Source organism: Frisingicoccus caecimuris, assembly GCF_004340975.1.
Taxonomy (GTDB): Bacteria; Bacillota; Clostridia; order Lachnospirales; family Lachnospiraceae; genus Frisingicoccus; species Frisingicoccus caecimuris.
In genome coordinates this window covers 104,955-130,444 of sequence record NZ_SLXA01000002.1, presented here as the reverse complement: position 1 = coordinate 130,444, position 25,490 = coordinate 104,955, and the positions used below count along the sequence as shown (strand labels likewise).

The 25,490-nt window shown below is 43.2% G+C and carries 23 protein-coding genes and 1 pseudogene; 20 read left to right on the top strand and 4 right to left on the bottom strand.

The features are described from left to right. Positions 1-94 precede the first annotated feature (94 nt). The 9 genes from EV212_RS03035 to holA all read left to right on the top strand — a co-directional run bounded on the left by EV212_RS03035 (position 95) and on the right by holA (position 9,721). On the top strand, positions 95-1,012 hold the full coding sequence (locus EV212_RS03035; protein ID WP_132088699.1) for an Rpn family recombination-promoting nuclease/putative transposase: 918 nt from the start codon (positions 95-97) through the stop codon (positions 1,010-1,012). A gap of 141 nt (positions 1,013-1,153) precedes the next feature. After that, positions 1,154-1,588, top strand: coding sequence for a DMT family transporter (locus EV212_RS03030; RefSeq protein WP_132088696.1), 435 nt, complete (start codon positions 1,154-1,156; stop codon positions 1,586-1,588). 141 nt (positions 1,589-1,729) lie between these two features. Beyond that, positions 1,730-2,365 carry a ComEA family DNA-binding protein gene (locus EV212_RS03025; protein WP_165873278.1) on the top strand — a complete coding sequence of 212 codons (636 nt, stop codon included), beginning with the start codon at positions 1,730-1,732 and terminating at the stop codon, positions 2,363-2,365. A 10-nt stretch (positions 2,366-2,375) separates the two neighbouring features. Further along, the gene (locus EV212_RS03020; protein ID WP_132088691.1) at positions 2,376-3,065 is read left to right on the top strand and encodes a response regulator transcription factor; all 690 of its coding nucleotides are present in this window, start codon (positions 2,376-2,378) and stop codon (positions 3,063-3,065) included. A 37-nt stretch (positions 3,066-3,102) separates the two neighbouring features. Continuing rightward, entirely contained in the window at positions 3,103-4,530 is a 1,428-nt protein-coding gene (locus EV212_RS03015) for a sensor histidine kinase (RefSeq protein ID WP_243115439.1), read from the top strand. Then, entirely contained in the window at positions 4,517-5,713 is a 1,197-nt protein-coding gene (locus tag EV212_RS03010; protein WP_132088685.1) for a GerMN domain-containing protein, read from the top strand. The genes EV212_RS03015 and EV212_RS03010 overlap by 14 nt, the downstream gene beginning before the upstream one ends. A 3-nt stretch (positions 5,714-5,716) precedes the next feature. Next, complete coding sequence (locus EV212_RS03005) at positions 5,717-8,068, top strand: DNA internalization-related competence protein ComEC/Rec2 (RefSeq protein ID WP_132088682.1); 2,352 nt, start codon at positions 5,717-5,719, stop codon at positions 8,066-8,068. Positions 8,069-8,150: 82 nt separating this feature from the next. Beyond that, positions 8,151-8,723: a flavodoxin family protein gene (locus EV212_RS03000; RefSeq protein WP_132088679.1), complete on the top strand. Its 573-nt coding sequence runs from the start codon at positions 8,151-8,153 to the stop codon at positions 8,721-8,723. 23 nt (positions 8,724-8,746) lie between these two features. Continuing rightward, on the top strand, positions 8,747-9,721 hold the full coding sequence (holA, locus tag EV212_RS02995; protein WP_132088675.1) for a DNA polymerase III subunit delta: 975 nt from the start codon (positions 8,747-8,749) through the stop codon (positions 9,719-9,721). A gap of 20 nt (positions 9,722-9,741) precedes the next feature. Here holA and EV212_RS02990 read toward each other — a convergent pair whose 3' ends face one another. Continuing rightward, positions 9,742-10,269 carry a TetR/AcrR family transcriptional regulator gene (locus EV212_RS02990; protein ID WP_165873277.1) on the bottom strand — a complete coding sequence of 176 codons (528 nt, stop codon included), beginning with the start codon at positions 10,267-10,269 and terminating at the stop codon, positions 9,742-9,744. Between the two features lie 119 nt (positions 10,270-10,388). Between EV212_RS02990 and EV212_RS02985 the strand changes: the two genes are divergently transcribed. The 4 genes from EV212_RS02985 to EV212_RS02970 all read left to right on the top strand — a co-directional run bounded on the left by EV212_RS02985 (position 10,389) and on the right by EV212_RS02970 (position 13,880). Beyond that, positions 10,389-11,072, top strand: coding sequence for a response regulator transcription factor (locus tag EV212_RS02985; protein WP_132088670.1), 684 nt, complete (start codon positions 10,389-10,391; stop codon positions 11,070-11,072). A 121-nt stretch (positions 11,073-11,193) separates the two neighbouring features. Further along, positions 11,194-12,117 carry an ABC transporter ATP-binding protein gene (locus tag EV212_RS02980; protein ID WP_132088667.1) on the top strand — a complete coding sequence of 308 codons (924 nt, stop codon included), beginning with the start codon at positions 11,194-11,196 and terminating at the stop codon, positions 12,115-12,117. After that, positions 12,114-12,887 carry an ABC transporter permease gene (locus EV212_RS02975; protein ID WP_132088665.1) on the top strand — a complete coding sequence of 258 codons (774 nt, stop codon included), beginning with the start codon at positions 12,114-12,116 and terminating at the stop codon, positions 12,885-12,887. Before EV212_RS02980 ends, EV212_RS02975 begins: the two co-directional genes overlap by 4 nt. A gap of 30 nt (positions 12,888-12,917) precedes the next feature. Then, a complete protein-coding gene (locus EV212_RS02970; RefSeq protein ID WP_132088662.1) occupies positions 12,918-13,880 on the top strand; it encodes a sensor histidine kinase in 963 nt (320 codons plus the stop codon). Between the two features lie 37 nt (positions 13,881-13,917). Here the strand turns inward: EV212_RS02970 and EV212_RS02965 are convergent. Further along, positions 13,918-14,178: pseudogene (locus EV212_RS02965) on the bottom strand (methylated DNA-protein cysteine methyltransferase); the annotation flags it as partial. Between the two features lie 281 nt (positions 14,179-14,459). Continuing rightward, positions 14,460-14,723 (bottom strand): 30S ribosomal protein S20, encoded by a 264-nt coding sequence (gene rpsT / locus EV212_RS02960; protein ID WP_132088658.1) that lies wholly within the window; start codon positions 14,721-14,723, stop codon positions 14,460-14,462. Positions 14,724-14,900: 177 nt separating this feature from the next. On the opposite strand from rpsT, the gene gpr reads away from it, so the two are divergent. From gpr to lepA, 5 genes are all read left to right on the top strand, one after another. Continuing rightward, the gene (gpr, locus tag EV212_RS02955; protein WP_132088656.1) at positions 14,901-15,857 is read left to right on the top strand and encodes a GPR endopeptidase; all 957 of its coding nucleotides are present in this window, start codon (positions 14,901-14,903) and stop codon (positions 15,855-15,857) included. Positions 15,858-15,927: 70 nt separating this feature from the next. Then, positions 15,928-17,115, top strand: a complete 1,188-nt coding sequence (spoIIP, locus tag EV212_RS02950; protein WP_165873276.1) for a stage II sporulation protein P — start codon at positions 15,928-15,930, stop codon at positions 17,113-17,115. A 157-nt stretch (positions 17,116-17,272) separates the two neighbouring features. Further along, entirely contained in the window at positions 17,273-17,977 is a 705-nt protein-coding gene (locus tag EV212_RS02945; RefSeq protein ID WP_132088649.1) for a response regulator transcription factor, read from the top strand. Beyond that, a complete protein-coding gene (locus EV212_RS02940) occupies positions 17,952-19,628 on the top strand; it encodes a sensor histidine kinase (protein WP_132088646.1) in 1,677 nt (558 codons plus the stop codon). Before EV212_RS02945 ends, EV212_RS02940 begins: the two co-directional genes overlap by 26 nt. Before the next feature lie 87 nt (positions 19,629-19,715). After that, positions 19,716-21,527, top strand: coding sequence for a translation elongation factor 4 (lepA, locus tag EV212_RS02935; RefSeq protein ID WP_132088643.1), 1,812 nt, complete (start codon positions 19,716-19,718; stop codon positions 21,525-21,527). A 42-nt stretch (positions 21,528-21,569) separates the two neighbouring features. On the opposite strand, the gene EV212_RS02930 is transcribed toward lepA, so the two are convergent. Then, positions 21,570-22,982, bottom strand: a complete 1,413-nt coding sequence (locus EV212_RS02930; protein WP_132088641.1) for a sigma-54 interaction domain-containing protein — start codon at positions 22,980-22,982, stop codon at positions 21,570-21,572. Between the two features lie 247 nt (positions 22,983-23,229). Here EV212_RS02930 and EV212_RS02925 point away from each other — a divergent pair, with 247 nt between their 5' ends. Both EV212_RS02925 and hemW read left to right on the top strand, forming a co-directional pair. Continuing rightward, positions 23,230-24,114 carry a MaoC/PaaZ C-terminal domain-containing protein gene (locus EV212_RS02925; RefSeq protein ID WP_132088638.1) on the top strand — a complete coding sequence of 295 codons (885 nt, stop codon included), beginning with the start codon at positions 23,230-23,232 and terminating at the stop codon, positions 24,112-24,114. Positions 24,115-24,189: 75 nt separating this feature from the next. Next, positions 24,190-25,380 carry a radical SAM family heme chaperone HemW gene (gene hemW / locus EV212_RS02920; RefSeq protein ID WP_132088635.1) on the top strand — a complete coding sequence of 397 codons (1,191 nt, stop codon included), beginning with the start codon at positions 24,190-24,192 and terminating at the stop codon, positions 25,378-25,380. Positions 25,381-25,490: the final 110 nt, after the last annotated feature.

Here is a 25,490-nt window from a genome sequence, read left to right as displayed (position 1 = left end):
AATTATTCAAAAGATAAATCGGATAAATAACCAAAGAGATACTCCCAATATACAAATGATGGAAAATACGAACGTATAAAAAGGAGAGAAATACATGGGTACAAAAACATGGGAGGAACTGGAAATCACAGATGATTTTCTCTTTGGAAAGGTAATGAGAAATCCTGAACTGTGCAAGCGGACGATAGAGGTCATTTTAGGCATTGAAATAGATCGTATCGACTATCTGGAAGAGCAAAAGACAATCGATATGTCTCTGGATGCAAAAAGCATTCGATTGGATGTGTATGTAAAGGATGGGGCTAATACGGTCTACAATATTGAAATGCAGCCGGTGAAAAGAGATAATCTTCCGAAACGAAGCCGATATTATCAGGGGATGATTGATCTGGCGCTTATTGAGAAGGGAGAGCACTATTCAAAACTAAATCGAAGCTATGTTATCTTTATATGCAGTTTTGATTTGTTCGGAAAGAACAGGTGTGTGTATACTTTTGAAAATCGTTGTATTGAAGACAGCGAGATATCTCTGGGTGATGAAACAGTGAAGGTGTTTTTGAATTCCCGGGGAGACAGTACACATCTGAATTCAAATCTTAAAGCCTTTTTAGAGTATATGAATCATAAAAAAGAATCAGAAAATGACTTCATTACGATGCTGGACAGGGAAGTAAAGAAAGCAAAGGCAAATTTGGAATGGAGGCGGGAATATATGACGCTGTATATTAAATTCCAGGAAATGATGGAGGAAGGTCGAGAGGAAGGACTCGCAGAAGGTCGTGTAGAAGGACTCGCAGAAGGTCGAGAGGAAGGACTCGCAGAAGGTCGTGCAGAAGGAGATATGCGAAGGCTGATTTCTCAAGTAAGAAAAAAATCAGAGAAAGGGATATCTTCGGAAGTGGCGGCGGATATGCTGGAGGAAAGCCCTGAGATGATTGAACGTATTATGAATCTGATTCAAAATTATCCGACAATGGATGATAAACAGATTTATGATGAATTGAACAGCTAAAGCGTAAAAGCAGTACTTTTTTGAAATCGTGTTGAACCGATATTCAAAAAAGAGCTGCTTTTTTCTTATCAAGTTATATTCAGGTATAAAACAGGGTTTCTTGTATATACTAATTAAAAAAAGAATGGGAGAGATGGATTAATGTGGGGATGGATGATTGCTCTGATTTCAGGTGCATTAATGAGTGTACAAGGAGTATTTAATACGGGTTTGACGAAGCAGACAAGTCTTTGGGTGGCCAACAGTTGGGTACAGGGAACAGCACTGGTGGTCTGTCTGGGTGCATGGCTTATTAAGGAGCGCCAGTCCTTTGGCACATTGTTTCAGGTGGATTCAAAATACATGCTTCTTGGCGGTGTGATAGGGGCGTTTATTACGTTGACGGTGATTCTGAGTATGGACCAGCTTGGACCGGCGAAGGCTGCGCTGATCATTGTTGTTTCCCAGTTGGCAGTGGCTTATCTGATTGAACTTTTTGGGCTTTTCGGTATGGAAAAGGTGGATTTTCAGTGGTCGAAGCTTTTAGGAATGATCGTTGCAGTCGTTGGAATCTTTATTTTTAAGTGGCAATCCTGATTGTCGTAAAAGCAGGAAAATTGTCGCTTAAAAAGATCGTAAATATTTCAAAAAGATATTGTAATACTTTTAGGTTTTCGATAAAATGAATATGTACGGTTTTTATTGGCGTCCTGTTCGAAAAGGAGAATGGGAATGTCAATGAGTAAAATATTAATGACTGGAATTCTATGGTTGTTTTTAGGATTGATGAGCGGCTGCAATAAGTCAGAAGTGATGTTTGAGACGGGGGAAGGCCCCGGAACGGTCAGGATAGACACTTCCTGCGAGACAGTTGAAACAACCGGGAGTATAGAAATTCAGACGGTTGAAGAGAAATTAGAGGATTTAATCTACGTATATGTCTGTGGCCATGTAAGGGCGCCGGGAGTGTATCTGTTGTCGGAGGGAAGCCGGCTTTATCAGGCGGTGGATATGGCCGGGGGAATTCTTCCGGAGGGAGACATGACCAGAATTAATCTGGCTGCGCCCTTGGAAGATGGTCAAAAGATTTATATTCCATCCCAGGAAGAGGCAGAGACGATGCTGGAAATGGAAAAAACTCCGGATACATCAGAGGATACGGCCTATGGTATTTCTGATGGGCGAGTAAATATCAACCAGGCTTCAAAAGAGGCTTTGATGACGCTTCCGGGAATCGGAGAGGCAAAAGCTGATGCGATTCTGGCCTACAGGCAGACTGTGGGCGCCTTTAAGAATACGGAAGATCTGATGCAGGTCCCGGGTATCAAAGAAGGCGTTTTTTCAAAGATTAAAGACCGGATTTCGATAGATTGAGGTGAGGAAGATGGCTAAAAAGGTACTTGTGGTTGATGATGAAAAGTTGATTGTTAAGGGAATCCGCTATAGTCTGGAGCAGGATGGCATGACTGTTGAAGTGGCCTATGATGGGCGTCAGGCACTGGAGTTGGCACAGAATAATGCCTATGATGTGATTCTTCTGGATGTGATGCTTCCGGAGCTGAATGGATTTGAAGTATGTCAGATGATTCGGGATTTTTCAGATGTTCCGATTATTATGTTGACAGCCAAGGGCGATGATATGGATAAGATTCTCGGACTGGAATATGGTGCTGACGATTATATTACCAAGCCGTTTAATATTTTAGAGGTAAAGGCGCGGATTAAGGCAATTATGCGCCGGACCCGTGTTAAGGAGCCGGAAGTAGTGAATCCGCGGATGATCACATCCGGAGATATGCGGATTGATCTGGATAGCCGGCGGGTATTTATCTCGGATAAGGAAGTGAATCTGACAGCAAAAGAGTTCGATCTGCTTGAATTGTTGATCACAAACCCGAATAAGGTTTATAATCGGGAGAATCTGCTGAATCTTGTTTGGGGTTATGATTATCCGGGGGATGTGCGGACAGTAGATGTCCATGTGCGTCGTCTCAGAGAAAAAGTGGAAGCAAATCCGAGTGAGCCACGGTATATACATACAAAATGGGGTGTTGGTTATTTCTTCCAGAATTAAAAAGACTAAAAAAAAGAAAAACAGTTTTTTATACAGCATGCGTTTATGGTTGGTAGTTGCCCTGATAGCGGTAACTATCAGCCCTTTATTTATTATGCGGCTGGTTGCTCTGAATAATATCGAAGTTCAGCTCCGTACTCGGCGGGGGAATGAACTTTCCAACTATGCGTTGATCCTTTCAAATCAGATTGTTCGGAGCAATTATTTGAAAGGCGAAAATAAGGAGATCGTCCATGCGGATATGAATCAAAGCGCCTCCATGTATAATGGCCGTATATTGATTATCGACAAACAATACAATATTGTAAAAGATACCTATTCTACACTGGACGGTCTGACATCAATTTCCCAGGAAACGGTACAGGCTATGAATGGTGAGAGTATCAAAAAATATAACAAAGAGGACGGAATGTTGGAACTGGCCGTGCCGATCACAACGGAAGATAAAAAGGAAGTTCTCGGAGTGATCCTCTTTTATTCATCGGTTTTGGATATCCAAAAAACCTGTGATTCCATCGGACGCTCCTTTAATGGTATTACGACGGCTCTGGTCGGACTCTGCATTTTACTTTCTCTGATTATTGCCAATTTATTTACAAAACCGTTGAAACGGGTGGCGAATTCCATCGACCGGATGGCTGAAGGACATTTTGATGAAGAGATTCATCTGAGAGGATTTTCAGAGATAAGGCTGATTTCCGATTCCTTTAATACAATGCTCGGAAAAATGCAGAAGGTGGAGAATTCCCGACAGGAGTTCGTTTCCAATGTATCCCATGAGCTGAAGACACCGATCACATCCATTAAGGTATTGGCAGATTCTCTGAATATGCAGGAAAATGTTCCGAATGAAGTCTATAAGGAGTTTATGCAGGATATTGTTGTGGAGATCGATCGAGAAAATCAGATTATCAATGATTTGCTTGCACTTGTTAAAATGGATAAATCGGTGGCTGAACTGAATATATCTGCGGTCAATGTCAATGATATGCTGGAAATGATTTTAAAACGGCTGCGTCCGATCGCGGCGAAACGGAATATAGAGCTTGTTTTCGAGAGCTTTCGACAGGTGACGGCAGAGTGTGATGAAGTAAAATTAAATCTGGCATTTACGAATCTGGTGGAAAACGGTATTAAATATAACGTGGCTGGAGGATGGGTGAAGGTATCGCTGGATGCAGATCATAAATATTTTTATGTGAAAGTCACGGATTCGGGCATTGGTATTCCGAAGGAATATCAGGATCAGATTTTTGAACGTTTTTACCGGGTGGACAAGGCGCGTTCCAGGGAAACCGGTGGTACGGGACTGGGACTGGCGATTACGAAAAATATTATATTGATGCACAATGGAGCCATTAAGGTGTTAAGTAAGGAAGATGAAGGTTCTACTTTTGTTGTTCGTATTCCTTTGAGGCATATTCAGGAAGGATTGAATGGAGGGGTGAAAAATGAGAAAAAATAAATTTTTTGCCGTTCTGTTTCTGAGCTTATGTCTGATGTTGTCAACGGCCGGATGCAGTTCAGTCAGAAATATTTGGAATAAATTGGGACATAAAGAAAATGCAGAGGTGACAACGACGGAGGCATCCCATGGGATTTATCAGATGAATCTGGGCGAAACCCGGCTGATCAAAACTGCTTATGGGATAACAACAGATTCGACGGAGGAATTGATTAAGGCGTGTATCGAGGGTATGAAGCAGACGCCGTCAGATAATGCTTATAAATGCCTCATTTACGGAGATGTTCAGGTGACGGATTATACCTATGACAGTAATAGCCGGCTGGTCACATTGTATTTTGATTCGGCATATAGTAAGCTGACGGCATCCAGAGAGATACTGACCCGGGCCGGAATTGTAAAAACGCTCACCCAGTTCAGCGATGAGATCCAGTATGTTTCCTTTGTTATTGGTAATCAGCCGATGACGACGGCTGATGGTTCCGTAATGATGATGCGGGGAAAAGATTTTGTTGATAATATCAGCGGTAATATGGAATATGTCCGGGAGGACTATGTCACCATGTATTTTGTCAGTGAGGACGGAACCAAACTTCAGGCCGAAGATGTTGTGCTGAAATATTTGAGCAAAATTAATCTGGAGACAGCGCTGGTAAACAGTCTGGTATCCGGGCCGATCACGAAAGGGCTGAAACCTTCATTATCCCCGGATACGGTAGTTAATAAAGTCAATATTCGGGAAGGAATATGCTATGTAGATGTGGATAAAACCTTTCTTGAACGGGTGAACGGGCAGAGATTCGAGTTAAATATTTATTCTGTGGTAAATACATTGACACAGATGACAGGTGTGAGCCGTGTTCAGTTTTTGATTGATGGAGTGATTTTCAATGGTTCAGTAGAAGGCATACATATTGATGGGATGTTTGAAAAGAATATGTCCCTTGTCTATCGTCCGGAAAAGGAAGGGCAAAATGCGGATCCGACGCCAAAGCCGCCGGAAGACGGAGATGCTCTCAAAAGAGACATTGAACAGCAGTTGAAAGATAATACGGTGACTTCTGAAAACACAAATTCGGTTGAAACAGTGGCTGACGAAGCAGAATCAAGTGAAATGCCGGTGGAAGCTGAAGCTCCGACAGAGCCGATACCGGAAGCAAACGGAGAAAATACAGGAGAATAATACATGAAACGTCCACTGATGGGTGCAGGTATCGCCTTGGTGGCAGGAACAGCAGCAGCCTTATTTGACGTTCCCGGTTTATGGGTGGCTATAATAGCGGCTGTGGGTGTCGTGTGTTTGATGAAATGGACAGAGTGTTCTTTAATTTATATTTTAGGACTCTCTGTCTTTTTGTTTGTCGGATTTTGTCGAGGTATGTCAAGCACGACGGAGGTGTACGAAAATTTCCACATGGAAGAACATATCAGAGGAGAAATATGGCGGGTGCAGCAAAAAACTAAAAGCACATACATTTATGTTAAGACAGATGAAAAATTTTCTGTATTAGTCACAGTTGCCTGTCGGGAAAATGAAGAAAAAAGACAGCAGGAATATTACAAGGGTCAGGTGATTCAGGTCGTGGGCAGAGCGGAGGCTTTGGATACTCCGTCAAATCCGGGCCAGTTTGATGCAATGCAGTATTACGGATCTCAGGGAATCATGTATCGTCTAAGAGCAGATGAGATTTCCATAATTTGTGAAGGCTCATGGATATGGCGCAAGCTTCGGTTTCTGGAGAAACTGAAAGGTGCTCTCTTTAATTTTTATAGTTTGACGATGAGTGAGGATGGTGCCGGGGTAGTACAGGCAGCCGTACTTGGTGACCGGTCCGGATTTCAGGAGGATTTACGTCGGTATTATCAGCAAAATGGCTGGATGCATCTGGTCACGACGTCAGGGCTTCATTTGTCCTTTATTGCCATGGGCCTTTATCGGAGACTGAGAAAGTCAACGGTGCCTGTCCTGCCGTCAACAGTGACGGCGTTGTTACTGATGATGGCCTATGGATATATGACGGACTTTGGAGATTCGATGTTAAGAGCTATGGGAATGATGGTGTTTCTGCTTGTAGGCCGACTGCTGGGAAGGAAAATGGATGTTCCGACCGCTCTTGTACTGACGGCCGATGTTTTACTGCTTCTCCGGCCAGAGCGTCTCTTTTTGGCTGGTTTCCAATTGTCCTTTGGCGCTGTGGCCGGAATGGAAGTGGGAAAATATATTATAAAATACTGGCGGAATGGGGAGAAGAAACAAAAGAACGAAAATGCAGATATTTTTAAGGAGTACTATTTAAAAAAGATTTCGGAGATTCTTTGGGTACAGATAGGGATATTCCTTGTTACCCTGCCTGTACTGCTGTGGCATATGTATGAAGTCCCGCTGATGGGATTCTTTTATAACTTTTTTATGATTCCTCTGGTTTCTGTGATTGTCCCGGCTGTCTTTGCGGCTGGATTGATCGGAATCAGTCATATACCAATACTGGCTGGAGCGGCTATGAAGGTGATGTGGGGAATTGATTGGCTTTTAAAGTGGATTCACAAGCTTCCTTCCTGTGTTTTGATCTGCGGAAAGCCTCAATGGCGGCAGATATTCCTGTTCTGCATCTTTATGTTCATCGCCCTATGGATTTTAAGTCGAAAACAAATAGGATGTAAAAAGTTTGTCAAATGCTTGCTTTTTGCCGGGATACTGGTTGTGGGCTGCTTTATTTTAATGTTTGTCCGTGAAAGATCGGATCAGATTTTATGTATGGATGTGGGGCAGGGAGATGGCATTTGTATCCTTGGGGAAGATGGAGAGGCCATATTAGTGGACGGAGGAAGTTCGGATGTGAAAAAAGTTTATCAGTACCGGATTGAACCCCTGCTTAAATATTACGGAGTAAGAAAAATAGACGCCTGGTTTTTGACCCATGGTGATTCTGATCATGTGTCCGGTATTGAAGAAGCATTAAGCAGTTGTGAGATTCCTGTCAGACAGGTGATTTTACCGGATATTGCTGAAGACGAGACATTGGATGAAATCCGAAGGTCTGCCATTGAAAAAAATATTCCGGTTCGGATTATCCGTCCGGAAGATCAACTAACGTCCGGAAATTTCAGGCTGACGTGTCTTTATCCAAAAGTTGAATGGGGGCTGATGGATAAAAATAATAATTCTCTCGTTTTGGTGTTGTCACGAAAAATGGGTGAAAAGGATTTCAGGATGCTGTTTATGGGAGATCTGGAGAGTGAGGGAGAAGCTTTACTCCTTGAAAAGAAAGGGCTACCGGACTGTGATGTACTTAAGGTTGGGCATCATGGTTCATCCAGGGCGACTTCCATGCATTTTCTGAAAGCGGTCATGCCAGAATGGACTTTTATATCCTGTGGGACAGATAATCGTTATGGTCATCCCCATGCCCAAACTTTGGAACGGCTGGACAAAGCAGGGTGCCAATATCTGACAACAGCCAGGCAAGGGGCTTTGATTCTTCGCATTTTTTCCGGAGATTACCAGGTGATGGCCTGGAAGAAAAAAAGAAAATATTAGCATGAGACTTTAAGGTATGGTATACTGCCTATAGGATGATTGAATCTATAGAAATCCATGACGGGAAAGAAGGGGAATATTTATGAAAGCTACGATTATTTATGGGAGTCCAAGAAAAAGAGGAAATACGGCAGCATTGTTAGCACCTTTTATGGATGAATTACAAAAAAATGGTGTAATACTTGATTACTTTGATGTCTATGAAAAGAAAATTGCCGGATGCAGAGCCTGTCTTGGGTGTCAAAAAGATTCTGAAAAAGTTTGTTGTGTGATTCAGGATGATATGCAGCCGGTCTTAAATTCTATGGCCGAGTCGGATTTGATCATTATTGCGGCGCCTGTTTATGCCTGGTCTGCTCCGGCACCTGTAAAAGCGGTGATTGACCGAGCTATTTATGCATCCTGTAAGTATTATGGGGACGATCCGTATGGTCCGGCTTTGTTTAAGGGGAAACGTTTTGCATTGCTCACGACCTGCGGCTATCCGGTGGAGAAGGGCGCTGACCTTTATGAAGAAATGATGAAACGTTACTGTAAGCACTGCGGTCTTACATACACCGGAATGCTGGCGGAAAGACAGAGAAATTTAAAAGAGCCATTTATGAATGAAGAAAAAGAAAAGCATGCAAGAGAATTTGCAAGATCCTTTCTGTAAAGCGGTGAAAAGGAGAGCAGGATGTGAAAATACTTAGTCAGCATATAAAATCAGGAAAATTCAAATCGGTATATCTGATTTACGGGACCGAGGATTATCTGCGAAAACAATATCGGGATAAAATGAGGCAGGCCATTGTCGGCGATAATACAATGAATTACAGCTATTTTGAGGGGAAGGGAATCTCTGTTAAAGAACTGATCGATCTGGGGGAAACCCTGCCTTTTTTCAGCGAACGGCGCCTGATCCTGGTGGAAAACAGCGGATTTTTTTCATCAGCCCAGGATGAACTGGCGGCTTATCTAAAGGAATTGCCGGAGACAACCTGTTTTATTTTTGTTGAGAAGGATGTGGATAAACGAAATAAACTGTTTAAAACGGTTTCTTCCCTTGGATATGCGGCCAATATGACGCCGCCCGATGAGCGGACACTGATGCGGTGGATCGCCGGACTTTTAAAGGGCGAACACCGTCAGATGTCGGAGAGTACCCTGCGTTATTTTCTGGAACGGATTGACACGGATATGGAAAACATACGCCAGGAGTTGGATAAGCTGGTCGTCTATACGGACGGCAGGGAAGAGATTGTCCGGGAGGATATTGACGCGGTCTGCACGGTCTACACAGAGAGCCAGGTGTTTGATATGGTAAAAGCAGTAGCAGAAAAGCAGCAGGCAAAGGCCTTACAGCTTTATTATGAGCTGATTGGACAAAAGGAGGCGCCGATGCGGATTCTCTACTGGATCACACGTCAGTTTAATCAGCTCTATCAGATGAAAGATCTGCAGAGCAAAGGATATCCGGAACATGTGATAGCTGAACGTATGGGGGTCCGGGATTTTGTCGTGCGAAAAAATAACGCCCTGTGCCAGCACTTTTCCCTGGCAGAGCTTCGTCAGGCGGTGGAAGTCTGTGTGGAACGGGAAGAAGATGTGAAAACAGGACGTTTGAACGACCGGATGGCCGTGGAATTACTGATCATACGTTTTTCGGTGTAGAGCCGGAAAGGGTTTGAAATTCAAAGCAGGCCGTCCATATATTGACAGAAAATGTTTGAAAGTTCGCTGTCATTTTCTGTCATACCCCTTGAATACCACCGAATCAGGAGACGGAAGAGGGCGCCGGAAAACAGATAGGCCGGATAGGTCCGGCGGCGGTCCAGAGACGGAAAATGGGGGCAGGAGAGGATGAACTGGTCAAGGCTTTCCTGAATCTGATCGTCCATACCTGCCTGATGGAGAAGATTGAAAATGGCCGCATTTTCCCTGGCAACATGGAAGAAAGCGGTCATGACACGGCGTGTCGGTGTATGGCCGGGGAGAACACTGATTTTTTCAGAAAAACAATCCATCAAATCTCTTAAACTTCCGGTCAGGATGTCTTCTTTACTGTCAAAATTCCGGTAGTAGGAAACACGGGAAACTCCGGCACGGGTTGTAATCTCAGAGACTGTGATAGACTCAAAATTTTTTTCCTGCATCAAATCAATAAGTGCGCCGACAATACTGTTTTTGACATGAAGATTTGCTTCCTTTCGCTTATCCATTTCTATTTCTCCTTTGTAAAAATCTTGAACTATATGATACAAGTGTAGCATTTAAAAAGCGGGGCGTCAAGATGACAGCGATGTCCGTACGTATAAAGTTTTCTGAAGGGAATGATTGAATGTCATACAAAATCCTGGTTGTGGAAGATGAACCGGATATTAACGGGTTATTGGTTAAAATATTAAAAGAAGCTGATTATCACACGATACAGGCTTTCTCAGGCACCGAAGCGAAACTTTTGATGGAAAGAGAGATTCCGGATGCGATTTTACTCGACTTGATGCTTCCGGGAATGTCGGGGGAAGAATTACTTCATGATATTCGTGGAAATCAGCATAACAATGTTCCCGTTTTGGTTATTTCGGCAAAAGACGCACTGAGCGACAAGGTATCGCTTTTAAAAGAGGGCGCTGATGACTATGTGACAAAGCCCTTTGAACCGGAGGAGGTTCTGGCAAGGATTCAGGCTGCTTTAAGACGTGTCGGAAAGGATACGTCGGCCCGGAAGAATCTTGTTTATAAAAATATAAAACTCTTTACGGATTCCCGGAAGGTGACGGTGGCTGGAAGTGAGATTGGACTCACAGCCCATGAATATGATATTCTTTATCTGCTCATGCAAAACCCGGAGAAGGTATATTCCAGAGAAGCTCTGTATGAACTGGTCTGGCATGGGGGTTATTACGGGGAAAATAATACGGTGAATGTGCATGTCAGTAATCTGAGAAAAAAACTGAAAGAGAAAGATTCGGGAGAGGAGTATATTCAGACTGTCTATGGTATTGGATTTAAGTTACAGTAAAAAACTTTATAACTTCTTTAAAAGTTCTTTATGACTTATTAAAGACTGAAATGCTAGAATACGTTTGTCAATGGGGAAAACCAGAGATTGACAGACGTATTTTTAAAATGGAGGTAGATGGATGAACGAATATGTCATAGAGACAAAACAGGTCGTAAAAGCCTATGGTTCTTTTCTTGCGTTGAATCATGTGAATCTTCATGTGAAGCGGGGAGAAATTTATGGGCTGATCGGTGATAACGGTGCAGGAAAGAGTACGCTCTTAAAATTGCTGGCCGGCCACAGTTATGTGACGGAGGGTGAAATACGGCTTTTTGGGACATATGGTGCGAAAGAGTTGGAGAATTCCAGAAAGAAAATCGGTTTTATGGTTGAACAGCCTGGATTTTTTCCGAATATGACGGTGGAACAGACGTTAACTTATTATTGTATCCAAAAGGGAATTCCAGATTCAAGAAAAGTGGATGAGATGCTGCAACTGACCGGCATTGATGAAAAGAGGAGGAGCAGATGCAAGACGCTTTCGTTGGGCCAGAAGCAGAGGCTTGGTCTTGCCATTGCCATGATCGGGGAACCCCAGGTTCTGGTGCTGGATGAGCCAATTAACGGCCTGGATCCAAGCGGCATTCTGGAGTTCCGCCATTTACTTCAGTGTTTAAATGAGGAAAAGAATATTACCATTTTGCTTTCAAGCCACATATTGAACGAATTGCAGCAGGTTGCGACAATGTATGGATTTTTAAATAAGGGCATCCTGATTGAGGAAGTTTCTGCCCGTGCCTTGCAGGAAAAATGTTCAGATTGTATTGAGATCATACTTTCTGATGTGGAAAAATATGCGGTCCTGATGGAAAAGAATTTTCCGGCAGAAACTTATAAGATATTTCCGGAAAATAATATCCGCATTTATAAACCTCAGCGTCCGGCAGAGGTTTATAGTAAACTTGCTTCTGAAAATGATATTTATATTACAGGAATGAAAACCATACAGACATCTTTAGAGGATTATTATATGGAATTAAAGAAAAGAGGTGGCGTACAATGATGAACTATATAAAAAGTGAATTTTACCGGATTTTTCACGGCAGAGAAATTTATCGTTTTATAATCACTTTAGCTCTTTTGGCATTTTCATTTAATGCTGTATTGGCATGGTTTCGGAGAATGGATGATTTTCCCTATGGCATTACCTCTCATTCTTATTCGAATTTAGTCGCCAGTCCATTGATCTTTGGTCTGATGGGCGCTATTGTCGGAATGATTCTTTATGAAGGAAACCGAAGAAACGGAAATCTCAAAAATACGGTAGCTTTCGGCATTTCAAGAACAAAAATTTTTATTTCCGAATGTATTGTGACGACCATCATATCCTTGATTTCGATGGTTATTATCCTGGCGGTCTACATCGGGAGTGCGGTGATGCTTTTGGAGCAGGCCGGTCCGGTGGAGTTAAATGATTTGCTGACAGAAGTTCCGGCCGTGTTTTTAATTGCGGTGGCCTGCCTGATTTCGGGGATTGTCTGCATCGAGGCTTTCGGAAAAAGTTCGACGGGAATTATCATTTGGACGGTTATCTGGTTTATTTTTCCAAAGATATTCTTTTACCTGGGACTTCGTGTCGATGTGCTTTATGATATCGCGATGTGGATGCCGTCGAATTTCTTTGGAATGAGCGGGATGACCGTCAATATGAGCCAGTGTATCACGGCATGGGAAACTGTTGGCGGAATGATAAAATGCCTCATTTCCGGAGCGTTGGGAACCATCGTTTCTTTGGCCGCGGGCATTTTATTATTAAGAAAGAGAGAATTGTAATTAGAAATCGGGTTTTGGAGGAGGTGCGAGATGATATATTTTATTTTGATTGTTATGGCAATCTTGGGCATATATTTTGCATTTCGCTATATATCACTTTTATATGCTTTTCGTAAAATGAAACAGGAAATGTGTGACATACAAAAAGACCTCACTCAAAACCAGATGCTTCATATGCCAGTGCCAGATCGGCATTTGGCAGAAGTTGTGCGCGCGTTTAATATAACTTTAGAAGGTATACAAAAAGAACGGCAAAAATATGAAAAAAGAGAGAAAGAATTTCAGAAACAGATAGAGAATATCAGCCATGATCTGCGGACGCCTTTAACGGTGATTCTCGGATATTTAAAATTTATCAAGAACAAACCACATATGACACAGGATAAGGAATTAAAAGAGACAATAGAGGTCATTGAGTATAAAGCAGAGACGATGAAGAACCTTGTCGCTCAGTTTTATGAGTTTTCACGATTAAATGCGGGGGATTATAAATTGAAGCTGGACAGGGTGGACATTTCCAGAATCTTAAGAGAGTCCCTTGCAGGAAATTATCAGGTCCTTCAGCAGTCAGATTTAAATGTGAGCGCAGATATACCGGAACATCCGGTGTGGATTTTGGGCGAAACGGCGGCTTTGGAGCGTGTGTTTCTTAACCTGATGCAAAATGCCGGACGCTATGCCGACACCTGTTTAAATATCCGTGTTCAGGAAAATGCTGAAAATGTATCCGTTTTTTTTGTGAATGATACAAAGTCATTGTTCGAAGAAGACATTTCTCATTTGTTTGACCGATTTTATATGGGGGATCATTCACGAAATCAGGGAGGCACAGGCCTGGGATTGACGGTGGCAAAATCTCTGGCGGAAGAGATGGGCGGAGCGTTGAGCGTCCACATGGACAGGTCTGGACTATCGGAACAGGAAGATAGCAGGATGATGCTTTGCTTTGAATTGAGATATAAGGTTTTCAGTTTTTTTGAGCCCCCTTGTTAAATAAAGGGGGCTTACAAGGAAACATATCTTTTCATATTTATAAACTGGTATTCACCTGCTTCAAATCAAAGAGGGAATTTTCATAGTCTTTTACATAATACCGTATATTTTTACGACCTTTTTGAATAATAGTGTGTCCCTCTGCTTCTGATTTCTCTTTCTGTGCTTCAATACCATTTGGATATTTAGCATTTAGTTCTCCGTTTGCTTTCAATGTTCTCCAATAAGGCGTTTCGTCTTCGGAACGCTGGTAACTCGCCCATGCCGCAATAGAAACAAAAATTCCTGCTGTAAAAGGATAATGTATTTGTCATTCCTATGCAATGAGGCTGTTTGAAAATATGCGGATATTTTCGATTTCTTATCTGTTTTTGAAATAAAAAAAGAACTGAGATGTGAGGGTGTATATCTCAGTTCTTTCGTTTTCGTTTTTATAATCTTTGTTTGAATATTCGCATTGCGCCCACTCAAAAAGCTGTGCTTTTTTCGTTGACGGCATTCGCCTTATAAAAACTGAATCTGCCAAAATTGTCTGTAAACAGCCATTTTGTCAGCTTCTGTTTTTGCAATGCTCATTGCTTACGCCATTTTGTTGACAGCAAGGTTCAAACGGCTGATTTTTCTGGAAGCAGTATTCTTATGGTATACGCCTTTGGAAGCTGCTTTATCTATAGCGCTGGTAGCTTTTAATAATTCAGCTTTAGCCAGCTCTTTATCATTCGCTGCGATAGCTGCATCTACTTTTTTGACAGCAGTCTTAACAGCGGATTTTGTCATCTTATTTCTTAAAGCCTTTGTCTGAGTTACAAGGATTCTTTTTTTTGCAGATTTGATGTTAGCCAATCTGGACACCTCCCTTTACTGAATATTTTTCATGTGTATATTCATTAAAGCCGGACACGGACGTTCTAATGTAAACATACCCTTATATAATAAGAGAATCTTTTGCAATTGTCAATACATAATCCGAAATCTTTTGGAAAAAATTCATAGTAAAAAGCAGAGAAAAGGGGCAGATTTATGAATAGTTCAGTGCGTACGGATCTGGCGATTGAGAATGCGGAAATGTTCCAGGAAACGGAGGAACTTCAGGGGATTCGGATTGAGGAAGAAACAGGGCAGGTATCAGGAATCCGGGTGACCTGGGTTACAGTGGAAAATGAGCAGGGGGCAAAAAAACTTGGAAAGGCCATTGGAGATTATGTTACTCTGGAAGTTCCGATGCTGGATGCAACAGACGTTAGTTATCACCGGGAGATTACCAATGAAGTAGCAGAACAAATACGCAGGTTACTTCCGGATATAAAACATAAAAGGGTCCTGGTGGCTGGTGTGGGGAACCGGGAGATGGCTCCGGATGCCCTCGGGCCTATGGTGGTGGACCATCTGTTTATCACGAGGCATCTGATTCAGGAATATGGGAAGCATTCGGAGATTACAAAGGGAATGGGGTGTGTCAGTGCTCTGGCGCCGGGGGTAATGGCTCAGACAGGGATAGAAACCAGGGAGATTTTGCTGGGTACGATTCGGGAGACAAAGCCGGAGGTACTCATTGTAATTGATGCTCTGGCGGCCCGAAGCGTAAAACGGTTAAATAAAACGATTCAGATTACAAATACGGGAATTGCGCCGGGAGCCGGTGTGGGGAACCGGCGTTTTGGTATCGATGCAGAGAGTATGGGTATTCCGGTCATTGCCATTGGCATTCCGACGGTGATTGACGCAGCCACTATTGTCAATGATACAGTGGGAAATTTGCTGGCCATTATGGATGAGACAAGGAATCGTCTTTCAGAACGTATATGGGAGGGGGTCGCCCCCTTTGATGAACAGGAGCGGTACCAGCTTATGCGGGAATTGATGGCTCCGGAAATGATGAATATGTTTGTGACACCAAAGAATATTGACGAAATTGTTCAGCAGATGAGTTATACGCTCTCGGAATCTTTGAACAGCCTTTGCCATTCTATGGCATAGGTTTTTTACAGCCACATATAATAGTGATGGTACCTGAAGGACAAAACGAAAGTTGAGGCGGGTAATGCGGTTGGGAAGAAAATTTTTCTATTTATTTGAAATGATATGCGGATTCCTTTTTCTTTGGCTCACCGGGCTTTTATCCGGGGAGAATGTGTGGCTGAATAGTATGAGTCCGGTAATTTATGGACGAGATGTGTATATTTCTGTTTCGAAGCTGACAGAGAGCTTTTCAGACGGATTGATTGGAAGTTGGGCGCCGCTGTGGCTGACCCAGAAAGAACGTGCTGCATTTTCTGGAAATAGTATAAATGAGTTGTATCCGTCAGATAGTGTCCTGGCGGCTGTATATGCAGAAAATCATCCGGATTCGGAAAGCGGGGGCACGGGAGCGGCTGGCGTCCCTGTGAATTCTGAGGGAGGTCAGACATCAGGCGATGAAGCGGCTCAGGCAGTCAATGCACCGGTAACCAGCGGAGAGGGCATGATCTATACTGTCGATATGTTGAAGGATTATAATTATTTTGTTAATTCATTTTATGCTATTGACAGCACAACCTACGCTCCTGATGGTCTTTTGGATGCGGAAAATTTTATGAATATGGATCTGAGTATCGATTTACAGGGAGAAGGGCCAAAAATTCTCATTTATCATACACATTCTCAGGAAGCTTTTGCTGACAGCCGTCCGGGAGAATGGCAGGATACGGTGGTCGGCCTGGGAGAAAACTTAAAAAATAATTTAGAAACACGTTACGGAATTTCAGTTCTGCATTTAACAGATACCTTTGACGTGATTGACGGGGTGACGGACCGCAGTGCGGCGTACACCTATGCGGAGCAAAGGGTACGGGAGGTATTGGAAGAGTATCCGTCCATTAAAGTTGTAATTGACCTGCATCGGGACGGTGTTGCCGAGAGTACACGACTGGTAACGGAAATTGACGGAAAGGAGACGGCGCAGCTCATGTTTCTTAATGGGCTGTGTCGGACCGCAGCCAATGGGCCGATTGAATATCTGCAGAATCCTTACCTGACAGAAAATCTTGCGTTTAGTTTTAAGCTTCAGGTAAAGGCCGCCCAGTATTACCCGGATTTGATGCGGCGGATTTATCTGAGGTCTTATCAGTATAATTTACATATTCTTCCGAGGAGCCTTCTTGTGGAATGCGGTGCCCAGACAAATACGGTGGAAGAGGTTCAGAATGCAATGCCTCTTCTGGCGGATTTATTGTATCTTGTTTTATCAGGAAATTGACGGTTATATGGTGGAATTTTCAAAGAGAATGAGATATACTGAAAAAGCAGATTCGGACGTAAAGGGACAATGTAAGAAAATTGAAAGAAAACCATAGATTTGGTTTTAAAAAATACTTGATACAATAAATGAACAGGATAGATAAAAGGAGTTAGTAATGAAAAAACAAACAATACTTGTAGTGGATGACGACAGAGAAATTGTGCGGGCAATTTCAAAACTTCTGGAATTGGAAGGCTATGAAACATTAAAGGCCTATGACGGCCTGGAAGCGCTGGATGTCTTAATGGACCATACAGTGCATTTGATTCTGATGGATGTGATGATGCCGAAACTGAATGGTCTGTCAGCGGTGATGAAGATTCGTGAGACGAAAAATATACCCATTATCATTTTATCGGCGAAGACGGAAGAGAGCGATAAGATTATTGGTTTGTCTATGGGGGCAGATGATTATGTGAGTAAGCCGTTCAGTACGGAAGAATTGGTAGCCCGGGTCAAGGCTCAGCTGCGTCGTTATATGACCCTGGGTTCGGCCTATGATTCGGAGCCGGGAAGTGAAGAAATCCATCTTGGAGAGCTGGTATTGAACAAAGACCAGAAACAGATGCATGTGAATGGCGAAGAGGTTCGGCTGACAGCGACAGAGTACAAAATTGTTGAGCTTTTGATGTCTTATCCGGGACGCGTATTTTCTTCGGAAGAGATTTACAGTCGGGTTTGGAATGAAGATGCTTACGCGGTGGAAAATACGGTGATGGTCCATATACGCCGGATTCGTGAAAAGATTGAAATTGACCCGAAGAATCCAAAATATTTAAAGGTGGTGTGGGGCATTGGCTATAAGATGGAAAAAGTATGAAATGTACGGCCCGAAAAAGCCGGGATGGATGACAAAATGTTTTTGGTACTGTAAAGAAAAATGTACGACAATGACCGGTCTTTATGTGATATCGGTGATTCTCCTGATGAGTTTTACAGATATATTTGTGCAGTGGGGATTTGATGCAGATTATTCATTGACTCTGCCGTTGTATTTGTTTGGAATTCTGAACCTTGTTCTTTGGTTCTGCATGATTAAACGAATTGATAAGGAAACATCCCGGCCGTTTTTTATGGAGTGGTTAAAACATTGGGATTGTGATTTGTTGATCTTGTTATATGGCGTGTTGCTTTTTTGCTTTTTTGGCATTATGATCGTCAGCTATTATCATTTTCAGATACCAATATATGATTGGTATGGTAATTATGCGGGAACCTATTTTTCAGAGGGCAGCTTTATGGTTGTGTTCTTGCCGATCGCTCTGGTGAACAATGCTTTCATTATGGTGATTATCCGTCACTTGAAGAATCCGGAACTGCGCAAGGCAACATTTTGTAAAAAAACGTGGCAGCGATTCCGCACATGGACTTGGAAACGAAACCTGCAGTATCAGAGAAAATATCCATTTGAGCGGAAGATGCAGTTGGAGACAAATATTATTTCCATTGTTCTGATCGCCATGGCTATCGTTACTCTGATTGGTCTGGGCGGCTATGGATTTTCCAGACTTTTGACGGCAATGCTGACTTTGATTGGTGCCGGCGCTGTGTTTATATGGATTTATCAGCATAAGACATTTTTAACGGATGTGGGAACGCTTGTGGAGGAGATTCATGAGGTTTCTACAGGAAATACATTAAAATGCAGTGCGATCCAGGAAGATTCAATGATCTATGATGCGGGAGAAGATTTGACCCATGTGTTTGAAAATCTGAACAACAGCGTAGAGCGGCAGGTCAAAAGTGAAAAAATGAAAATCGATCTGATTACCAATGTATCCCATGATTTAAAAACGCCGTTGACGTCGATCATCGGTTATATTGATTTGTTAAAAAAGACGGATTTAAATGATGAGGCGAGGGATTATGTGGAAGTCCTTTCCAGAAAATCTGCCCATTTAAAACATATGATCCAGGAGGTTTTTGAGATCTCCAAGGCGACCAGCGGCAATATGGATCTGCATATTGAGACGGTGGATATTTGTACCTTGATGCTGCAGACTCTGGGAGATATGGAGGAGTCGATTGAGGCTTCACACCGGATGATTCGGAAAACTCTGGCGGCCGAACCGCTGTACGTCATCAGTGACGGTCAGAGATTGTATCGTATTTATCAAAATCTGATTGAAAATGCTTTGAAATATTCGCTGGAAGGAAGTCGGATTTTTATTGATGTTTTTGGTGATGAGAAAACGGTGACAACGATCATCAAAAATACGTCTTCTTATGAGATGAATTTTACGGAAGAAACCATTACCGAGCGATTCACCCGGGGAGATATCAATCGAACGACTGAGGGACATGGGCTTGGACTCGCTATCGTCAAGAGCTTTGCAGAAGCCTGTGGCGGGAAATTCCATATTGATATTGATGGTGATCTTTTTAAGGCTACAGTAAAATTCCCGCGGCATATTCCGGATCCGGATGAACTTATGTCTCTCGCTCCGGAAGAAATTCAGGAAGTTTCCTGAAAATGAAAAAATATATGACAAATGGGAAACCTCATGATATACTCTATATTGAAAAAATATGGTATGTAGAATGGAGGTAAGACCAGGATGGCAGCAGACCAGAGTAAAATCCGTAATTTTTGTATTGTAGCCCATATTGACCACGGAAAATCCACCCTGGCAGACCGTATTATTGAGATGACAGGAACACTGACGAGCCGGGAGATGCAGGCTCAGGTTCTGGATAATATGGATTTGGAACGAGAACGGGGAATTACAATTAAATCTCAGGCGGTACGGATCGTGTATAAAGCAAAGGATGGCAATGAATATATTTTTAACCTGATCGATACACCGGGACATGTGGATTTTAACTACGAAGTATCCCGAAGTCTGGCAGCCTGCGACGGCGCGATTCTTGTTGTGGATGCGGCGCAGGGGATCGAGGCTCAGACTCTGGCGAATGTTTATCTGGCCCTGGATCACAATCTGGACGTCATGCCGGTCATTAACAAGATCGATCTGCCGAGTGCGGAGCCGGAACGGGTCAAGAATGAAATCGAAGATGTCATTGGCATTGAGGCGGAGGACGCGCCGCTGATATCCGCAAAAAATGGAATTAATATCGAAGAGGTTCTGGAACAGGTGATCAAGAAGATCCCGGCACCGGAGGGTGACCCGGAAGCACCGTTAAAAGCATTAATTTTTGATTCGGTCTATGATTCCTACAAAGGTGTTATCGTATTCTTCCGAGTAAAAGAAGGAACGATCCGTAAGGGCACCCGTGCCCGGATGATGGCTACGGGAGCTGAAATTGAAACGGTGGAAGTCGGCTATTTTGGCGCCGGTCAGTTTATTCCTTGTGATGAATTATCTGCTGGAATGGTTGGCTATATGACAGCCAGCATTAAAAATTTAAAGGATACCCGGGTGGGTGATACGATTACCGATGCCGATGATCCGTGTGACGAAGCACTTCCGGGATATAAAAAAGTGAATCCGATGGTATATTGCGGTATGTATCCGGCTGATGGGGCAAAATATCCGGATTTGAGGGATGCTCTGGAAAAGCTGCAGCTCAATGATGCTTCGCTCCAGTTTGAGGCAGAAACGTCCGTTGCGCTGGGTTTTGGTTTTCGCTGCGGCTTCCTTGGACTGCTCCATCTGGAGATCATTCAGGAGCGCCTGGAGCGGGAATATAATCTGGATTTAGTAACCACGGCACCATCAGTTATTTATAAAGTGCATAAAACCAATGGAGATGTTATTGATTTGACGAATCCGACCAATCTCCCTGACCCGTCAGAAATTGAATATATGGAGGAACCAATCGTATCTGCTGAGATTATGGTGACGACAGATTTTATCGGACAGATCATGGAGCTTTGTCAGGAGCGGCGGGGTGTTTATCTGGGGATGGAATATATGGAAGAAACCCGTGCGCTATTAAAATATGATTTGCCTCTCAACGAGATAATTTATGATTTCTTTGATGCATTGAAATCCCGGTCCAGAGGTTATGCTTCCTTTGATTATGAGATGAAGGGGTATGTTCGTTCAGAACTTTGCAAATTGGACATTCTGATCAACCGTGAGGAAGTGGATGCCCTTTCATTTATCGTGCATAAGGATTCAGCCTATGAGCGGGGCCGCAAGATGTGTGAACGTTTGAAAGAAGAAATTCCGAGACATTTATTTGAGATTCCGATTCAGGCGGCCATCGGCAGCAAGATTATTGCCCGTGAGACGGTGAGGGCCATGCGCAAAGACGTTCTGGCAAAGTGTTACGGGGGTGATATTTCACGTAAACGTAAGCTTTTGGAAAAGCAAAAAGAAGGAAAAAAGCGGATGCGTCAGGTGGGCAATGTGGAAGTGCCTCAGAAGGCCTTTATGGCAGTGCTGAAGCTGGATGACAAATAGACGAATAGAATGGAAAAAACAGGCGTGTCATTTTTGACACGCCTATAAATTTTTATGAATCGTAATATTGAGTTTCTTCATTTTTTTATAAAGGAGACTGCGCTCCACCCCGAGATGTTTGGCGGCGTCGGTCACATTATGTTCATATTTTTTTAGTGTCTCCCGGATAATATCGGCTTCATACTGATAGAGCAGAGTTTTTAAGGTTTCCGGATGTTCTTCTCCTGGAATTTCATGACGGACTGCATCGGAAATTTTCGATGGCAGGTCGGACAGGTCAATCATCATCTGGTCACTGGAAATAAAGGCGCTGGAAATGACGTTGTCCAGCTCACGGACATTTCCCGGCCAGGAATACTTTAACAGACAACGGGTGGCATTTTTGGAAAAAAGCACATTGGTCTTAAATTTGTGGTTGAGCTGTTGAAGGCACATATTGGCATAGAGCATAATGTCCTCCGGATGTTCACGCAGAGGAATCGTGTCGATGGTGACAACGGCCAGCCGGTAATATAAATCGGCCCGGAAGGTGCCTTCTTCCATCATCTGCTGCAGATTTTTACGGGTGGCGGCGATAATGCGTACATCCACGGGGATTGGTTTCGTACCGCCGACTTTTTCAATCTCATGTTCCTGGAGAACCCGAAGTAATTTGACCTGGAGAGGCAGCGGAAGGTCACCAATCTCATCCAGAAAAAGGGTGCCATGGTTGGCCAGTTGGAATTTTCCGATTTTACCGCCTTTTCGTGCACTTGTGAAAGCGCCTTCTTCGTAGCCGAACATTTCCGATTCCATTAATTCCATGGGGATGGCGCCGCAGTTGACGCATACCATCGGTTCATTGGCCCGCTCGCTTTCAATATGAATGGACTTGGCGATCAGTTCTTTTCCTGTCCCTGTTTCGCCGGTGATCAACACGGAGAAATCTGTTTTGGCCACTTTCAGACCTATTGTGCGGAGAGCATTGATTTTCGGGTCATTTCCAAGATATTTATCAAAACCGCTGGTATTGAGCATCTGATTCTGATATTCGGACTTATAGTAGGCGTGTTCGGCTTTTAAAACCTCGTGGGCAATATCCAGAGAACGTTCTTTAAATTTCATCTGGGCCATAGCGCCGATGAGCTGTTCATTTTCATCAAATATACAGAAACGGTTGGCGATGGCATAGGTATGGCGGGAACCTTTGGTCTCGCTGGCGATATATGGATGCATATAGATACTTCCCTCGTCATCACCCCGCTGACGCCGGTCCATGACGTCGTACATGGATGTTGTGGAGATGATCTGTTCAATCGGGTGCCCGAGAATATTTTCTTTCCTTCGGCCCAGAAAGTCGCAGTATTTATCGTTAATATCTGTAATAACGCCGTGGGAATCGATAATGATAAATCCGTCCTCGGATTTATCCATCAGCTCCTCAAAAATAAGCTTATATCTGTGATCTTCTGACATAAGTCCTGCCTCCATCCGAATATGTTGTTTTTATCATATCACAGTTCGAAGAAAACCGCCAATTATTTTTGGAAAAAACAACACGGATGTGTAAAAAATGACACGAAATAAAGGCTTAAATTTTGAAATATTTTTTGAATAAAAAATTAATTTCTTTGTATTTAGGGACATTTTCAGAAAAAAATAAAAAATTGGTATAGAAAATGCTGTTATATAATTAACAAAAAACGGAAAGGACGATGCGACTATGTCAAAAGTAAATTTGGAAGAATTATTAGTTGGAAAGAAAATGGAACCTCGTTATCTGGAATATAACTGGAGAGATGTGGCTCTTTATGCATTGGCTGTCGGCGCCCACAGGGAGGATCTGCAGTATACCTATGAAAAGTATCTGAAGGCGATTCCGACTTATGGCACGATTCCATATTGGGGTACCGTAAATGTAAAACCATATCAGTGGATGCCGTTGCCTGCTTCTATGCTGGCAGATGAAATTATCAAACCGACGGTAGCCTTCCTGAACATGGACCATGAGATTATCTGGCACCGGCCGATCGACCCGATCAAGGGGACGTTTCAGTGGCAGGATCAGATCACAGATGTTTATGACAGAGGTGAGGGTAAAGGCGCTGTTGTAAAAACAAAGGTAGATGTTCGTGACGAAGCCGGAAATCTTGTATGTACGAATTATTCTACAACTTTTTTTCATGAAGCTGGCGGTTTTGGCGGAAAACCAATGCCGAAAAATCCGATCGTTATTCCAGACAGAGCACCAGATGCTGTTGTGGAAGATTATATTTCCCCGGTCCAGAACCTGTTGTATCGTCTGACAGGCGATACCAACCTGATTCATGTGGATCCGGAATATGCCAAAGATCACAAATTTGATCAGCCGATTATTCAGGGATTATGTTCCTTTGGATTCTCCTGTCGTATGGCTATTGATGCTTTGATTCACGGCGAGCCGGAACGTGTGACACGCATGGCAGCTCAGATGCGTAACGTGCTGCTTCCGGATACACCAGTAGCTTTACATATCTGGAAAGAAGAAGAGGGTAAAGCTCTGTTCCAGTTTGTGGATACAAAAAATGATCGTCCGGTTCTTGACCGCGGTGTGTTTGAGTGGAAATAATACCTTAAAATAGTTTACAGGGTACTTTTAGAAGGCTTTTTTTAAAATTGTGGAGCATCATCAGGAGGGAGACCAATGGAGCGACGGGAACTTGAGCTTTATATTCACATTCCCTTTTGCGTAAAAAAGTGTAATTATTGTGATTTTTTGTCCTTTGGGACAGAAGATGAGCGGCTGGCAGAAACTCCATGCCATCCGACAAGGAAGCTTCCTGTACCGGAGGTTTATGTGACCAGACTGTGCCGGGAGATCCAGTGGTATGGAGCCAAGGAGAAATTTAAACATCGTCCGGTGATTTCGGTTTTTTTTGGTGGCGGGACGCCAAGCCTGTTGTCGGAAGAGCAGATTTTCCGGGTGATGGCTGCGATTCGGGAGAATTTTTTGCTCTGCCGTGGTGCGGAGATTACTATGGAAGCCAATCCGGGTACATTGACGCCGGGAAAATTGAATCAAATGCGATTTTGCGGCATCAATCGTCTCAGCCTTGGACTACAGTCCGCTCTGGATTCGGAACTGAAAGTTTTGGGGCGGATTCACAGTTACGGAGCATTTTTACAGAGCTTTAAATGGGCCAGAGATGCCGGATTTAAAAATATCAATGTGGATCTGATCACAGCTGTGCCGGAGCAGACCATGGCATCTTATCAGAAAAGTTTGGAACAGGTGACAGCTCTCGGACCGGAGCATATATCAGCTTACAGTCTGATCATCGAACCGGGAACGCCTTTTGAAACACTGGAGGCCCAGGGGAAATTGATATTGCCGGATGAAGACGAAGAGCGGGAGATGTACCGGCTGACCCGGCAATTCTTATCCGGCATGGGCTATGAACGCTACGAAATATCGAATTATGCCCGTCCGGGATTTGAATGTCGTCATAATACAGGTTACTGGCAGGGAAAAGATTATCTGGGGGTTGGCCTGGGAGCTTCCAGCCTTATTGATGGATGTCGTTTTTCAAATACGGCGGATATGAAAGATTATCTGGAACTGGAGACAGGAAGTGGTAATTGGTATTCCGAGTCAGAACGGTTGGAGCAGGAGGCTCAAATGGAAGAGTTTATGTTTTTGGGGCTTCGGATGGTCCGGGGCGTTTCCGAGAAAGAATTTTATCGGAAATTTGGTAAAAAGCTCATGGCGGTCTACGGCGGCGTTGTTCGAAAAAATGAGGCCCGCAGGCTCCTGGCTCGGAAGAATGGGCGCATTTTGTTGACAGAACGGGGATTGGATTTGGCAAATATTGTAGAAAGTGAGTTCCTTTTATAAAAAAGTATGCAATTTCCAACAAAAAAGCATTGACGGAATAAAGTACAAACAATATAATGATTTTAGACGATTATTTGGTGAATTTTTATAATTTAGAAAGGTAAAGTATT

Bases quoted from the DNA above. Each gene is read 5' to 3' on its own strand.
- EV212_RS03015 (WP_243115439.1), top strand. From the start codon at position 3,103: ATGCGTTTATGGTTGGTAGTTGCCCTGATAGCGGTAACTATCAGCCCT.
- EV212_RS02980 (WP_132088667.1), top strand. From the start codon at position 11,194: ATGAACGAATATGTCATAGAGACAAAACAGGTCGTAAAAGCCTATGGT.
- EV212_RS02930 (WP_132088641.1), bottom strand. From the start codon at position 22,982: ATGTCAGAAGATCACAGATATAAGCTTATTTTTGAGGAGCTGATGGAT.
- EV212_RS03035 (WP_132088699.1), top strand. From the start codon at position 95: ATGGGTACAAAAACATGGGAGGAACTGGAAATCACAGATGATTTTCTC.
- EV212_RS03020 (WP_132088691.1), top strand. From the start codon at position 2,376: ATGGCTAAAAAGGTACTTGTGGTTGATGATGAAAAGTTGATTGTTAAG.
- EV212_RS03005 (WP_132088682.1), top strand. From the start codon at position 5,717: ATGAAACGTCCACTGATGGGTGCAGGTATCGCCTTGGTGGCAGGAACA.
- lepA (WP_132088643.1), top strand. From the start codon at position 19,716: ATGGCAGCAGACCAGAGTAAAATCCGTAATTTTTGTATTGTAGCCCAT.
- EV212_RS02925 (WP_132088638.1), top strand. From the start codon at position 23,230: ATGTCAAAAGTAAATTTGGAAGAATTATTAGTTGGAAAGAAAATGGAA.
- EV212_RS02985 (WP_132088670.1), top strand. From the start codon at position 10,389: ATGTCATACAAAATCCTGGTTGTGGAAGATGAACCGGATATTAACGGG.
- EV212_RS02970 (WP_132088662.1), top strand. From the start codon at position 12,918: ATGATATATTTTATTTTGATTGTTATGGCAATCTTGGGCATATATTTT.
- EV212_RS02975 (WP_132088665.1), top strand. From the start codon at position 12,114: ATGATGAACTATATAAAAAGTGAATTTTACCGGATTTTTCACGGCAGA.
- EV212_RS02990 (WP_165873277.1), bottom strand. From the start codon at position 10,269: ATGGATAAGCGAAAGGAAGCAAATCTTCATGTCAAAAACAGTATTGTC.
- EV212_RS03000 (WP_132088679.1), top strand. From the start codon at position 8,151: ATGAAAGCTACGATTATTTATGGGAGTCCAAGAAAAAGAGGAAATACG.
- EV212_RS03010 (WP_132088685.1), top strand. From the start codon at position 4,517: ATGAGAAAAAATAAATTTTTTGCCGTTCTGTTTCTGAGCTTATGTCTG.
- EV212_RS02945 (WP_132088649.1), top strand. From the start codon at position 17,273: ATGAAAAAACAAACAATACTTGTAGTGGATGACGACAGAGAAATTGTG.
- EV212_RS03025 (WP_165873278.1), top strand. From the start codon at position 1,730: ATGAGTAAAATATTAATGACTGGAATTCTATGGTTGTTTTTAGGATTG.
- hemW (WP_132088635.1), top strand. From the start codon at position 24,190: ATGGAGCGACGGGAACTTGAGCTTTATATTCACATTCCCTTTTGCGTA.
- EV212_RS03030 (WP_132088696.1), top strand. From the start codon at position 1,154: ATGTGGGGATGGATGATTGCTCTGATTTCAGGTGCATTAATGAGTGTA.
- gpr (WP_132088656.1), top strand. From the start codon at position 14,901: ATGAATAGTTCAGTGCGTACGGATCTGGCGATTGAGAATGCGGAAATG.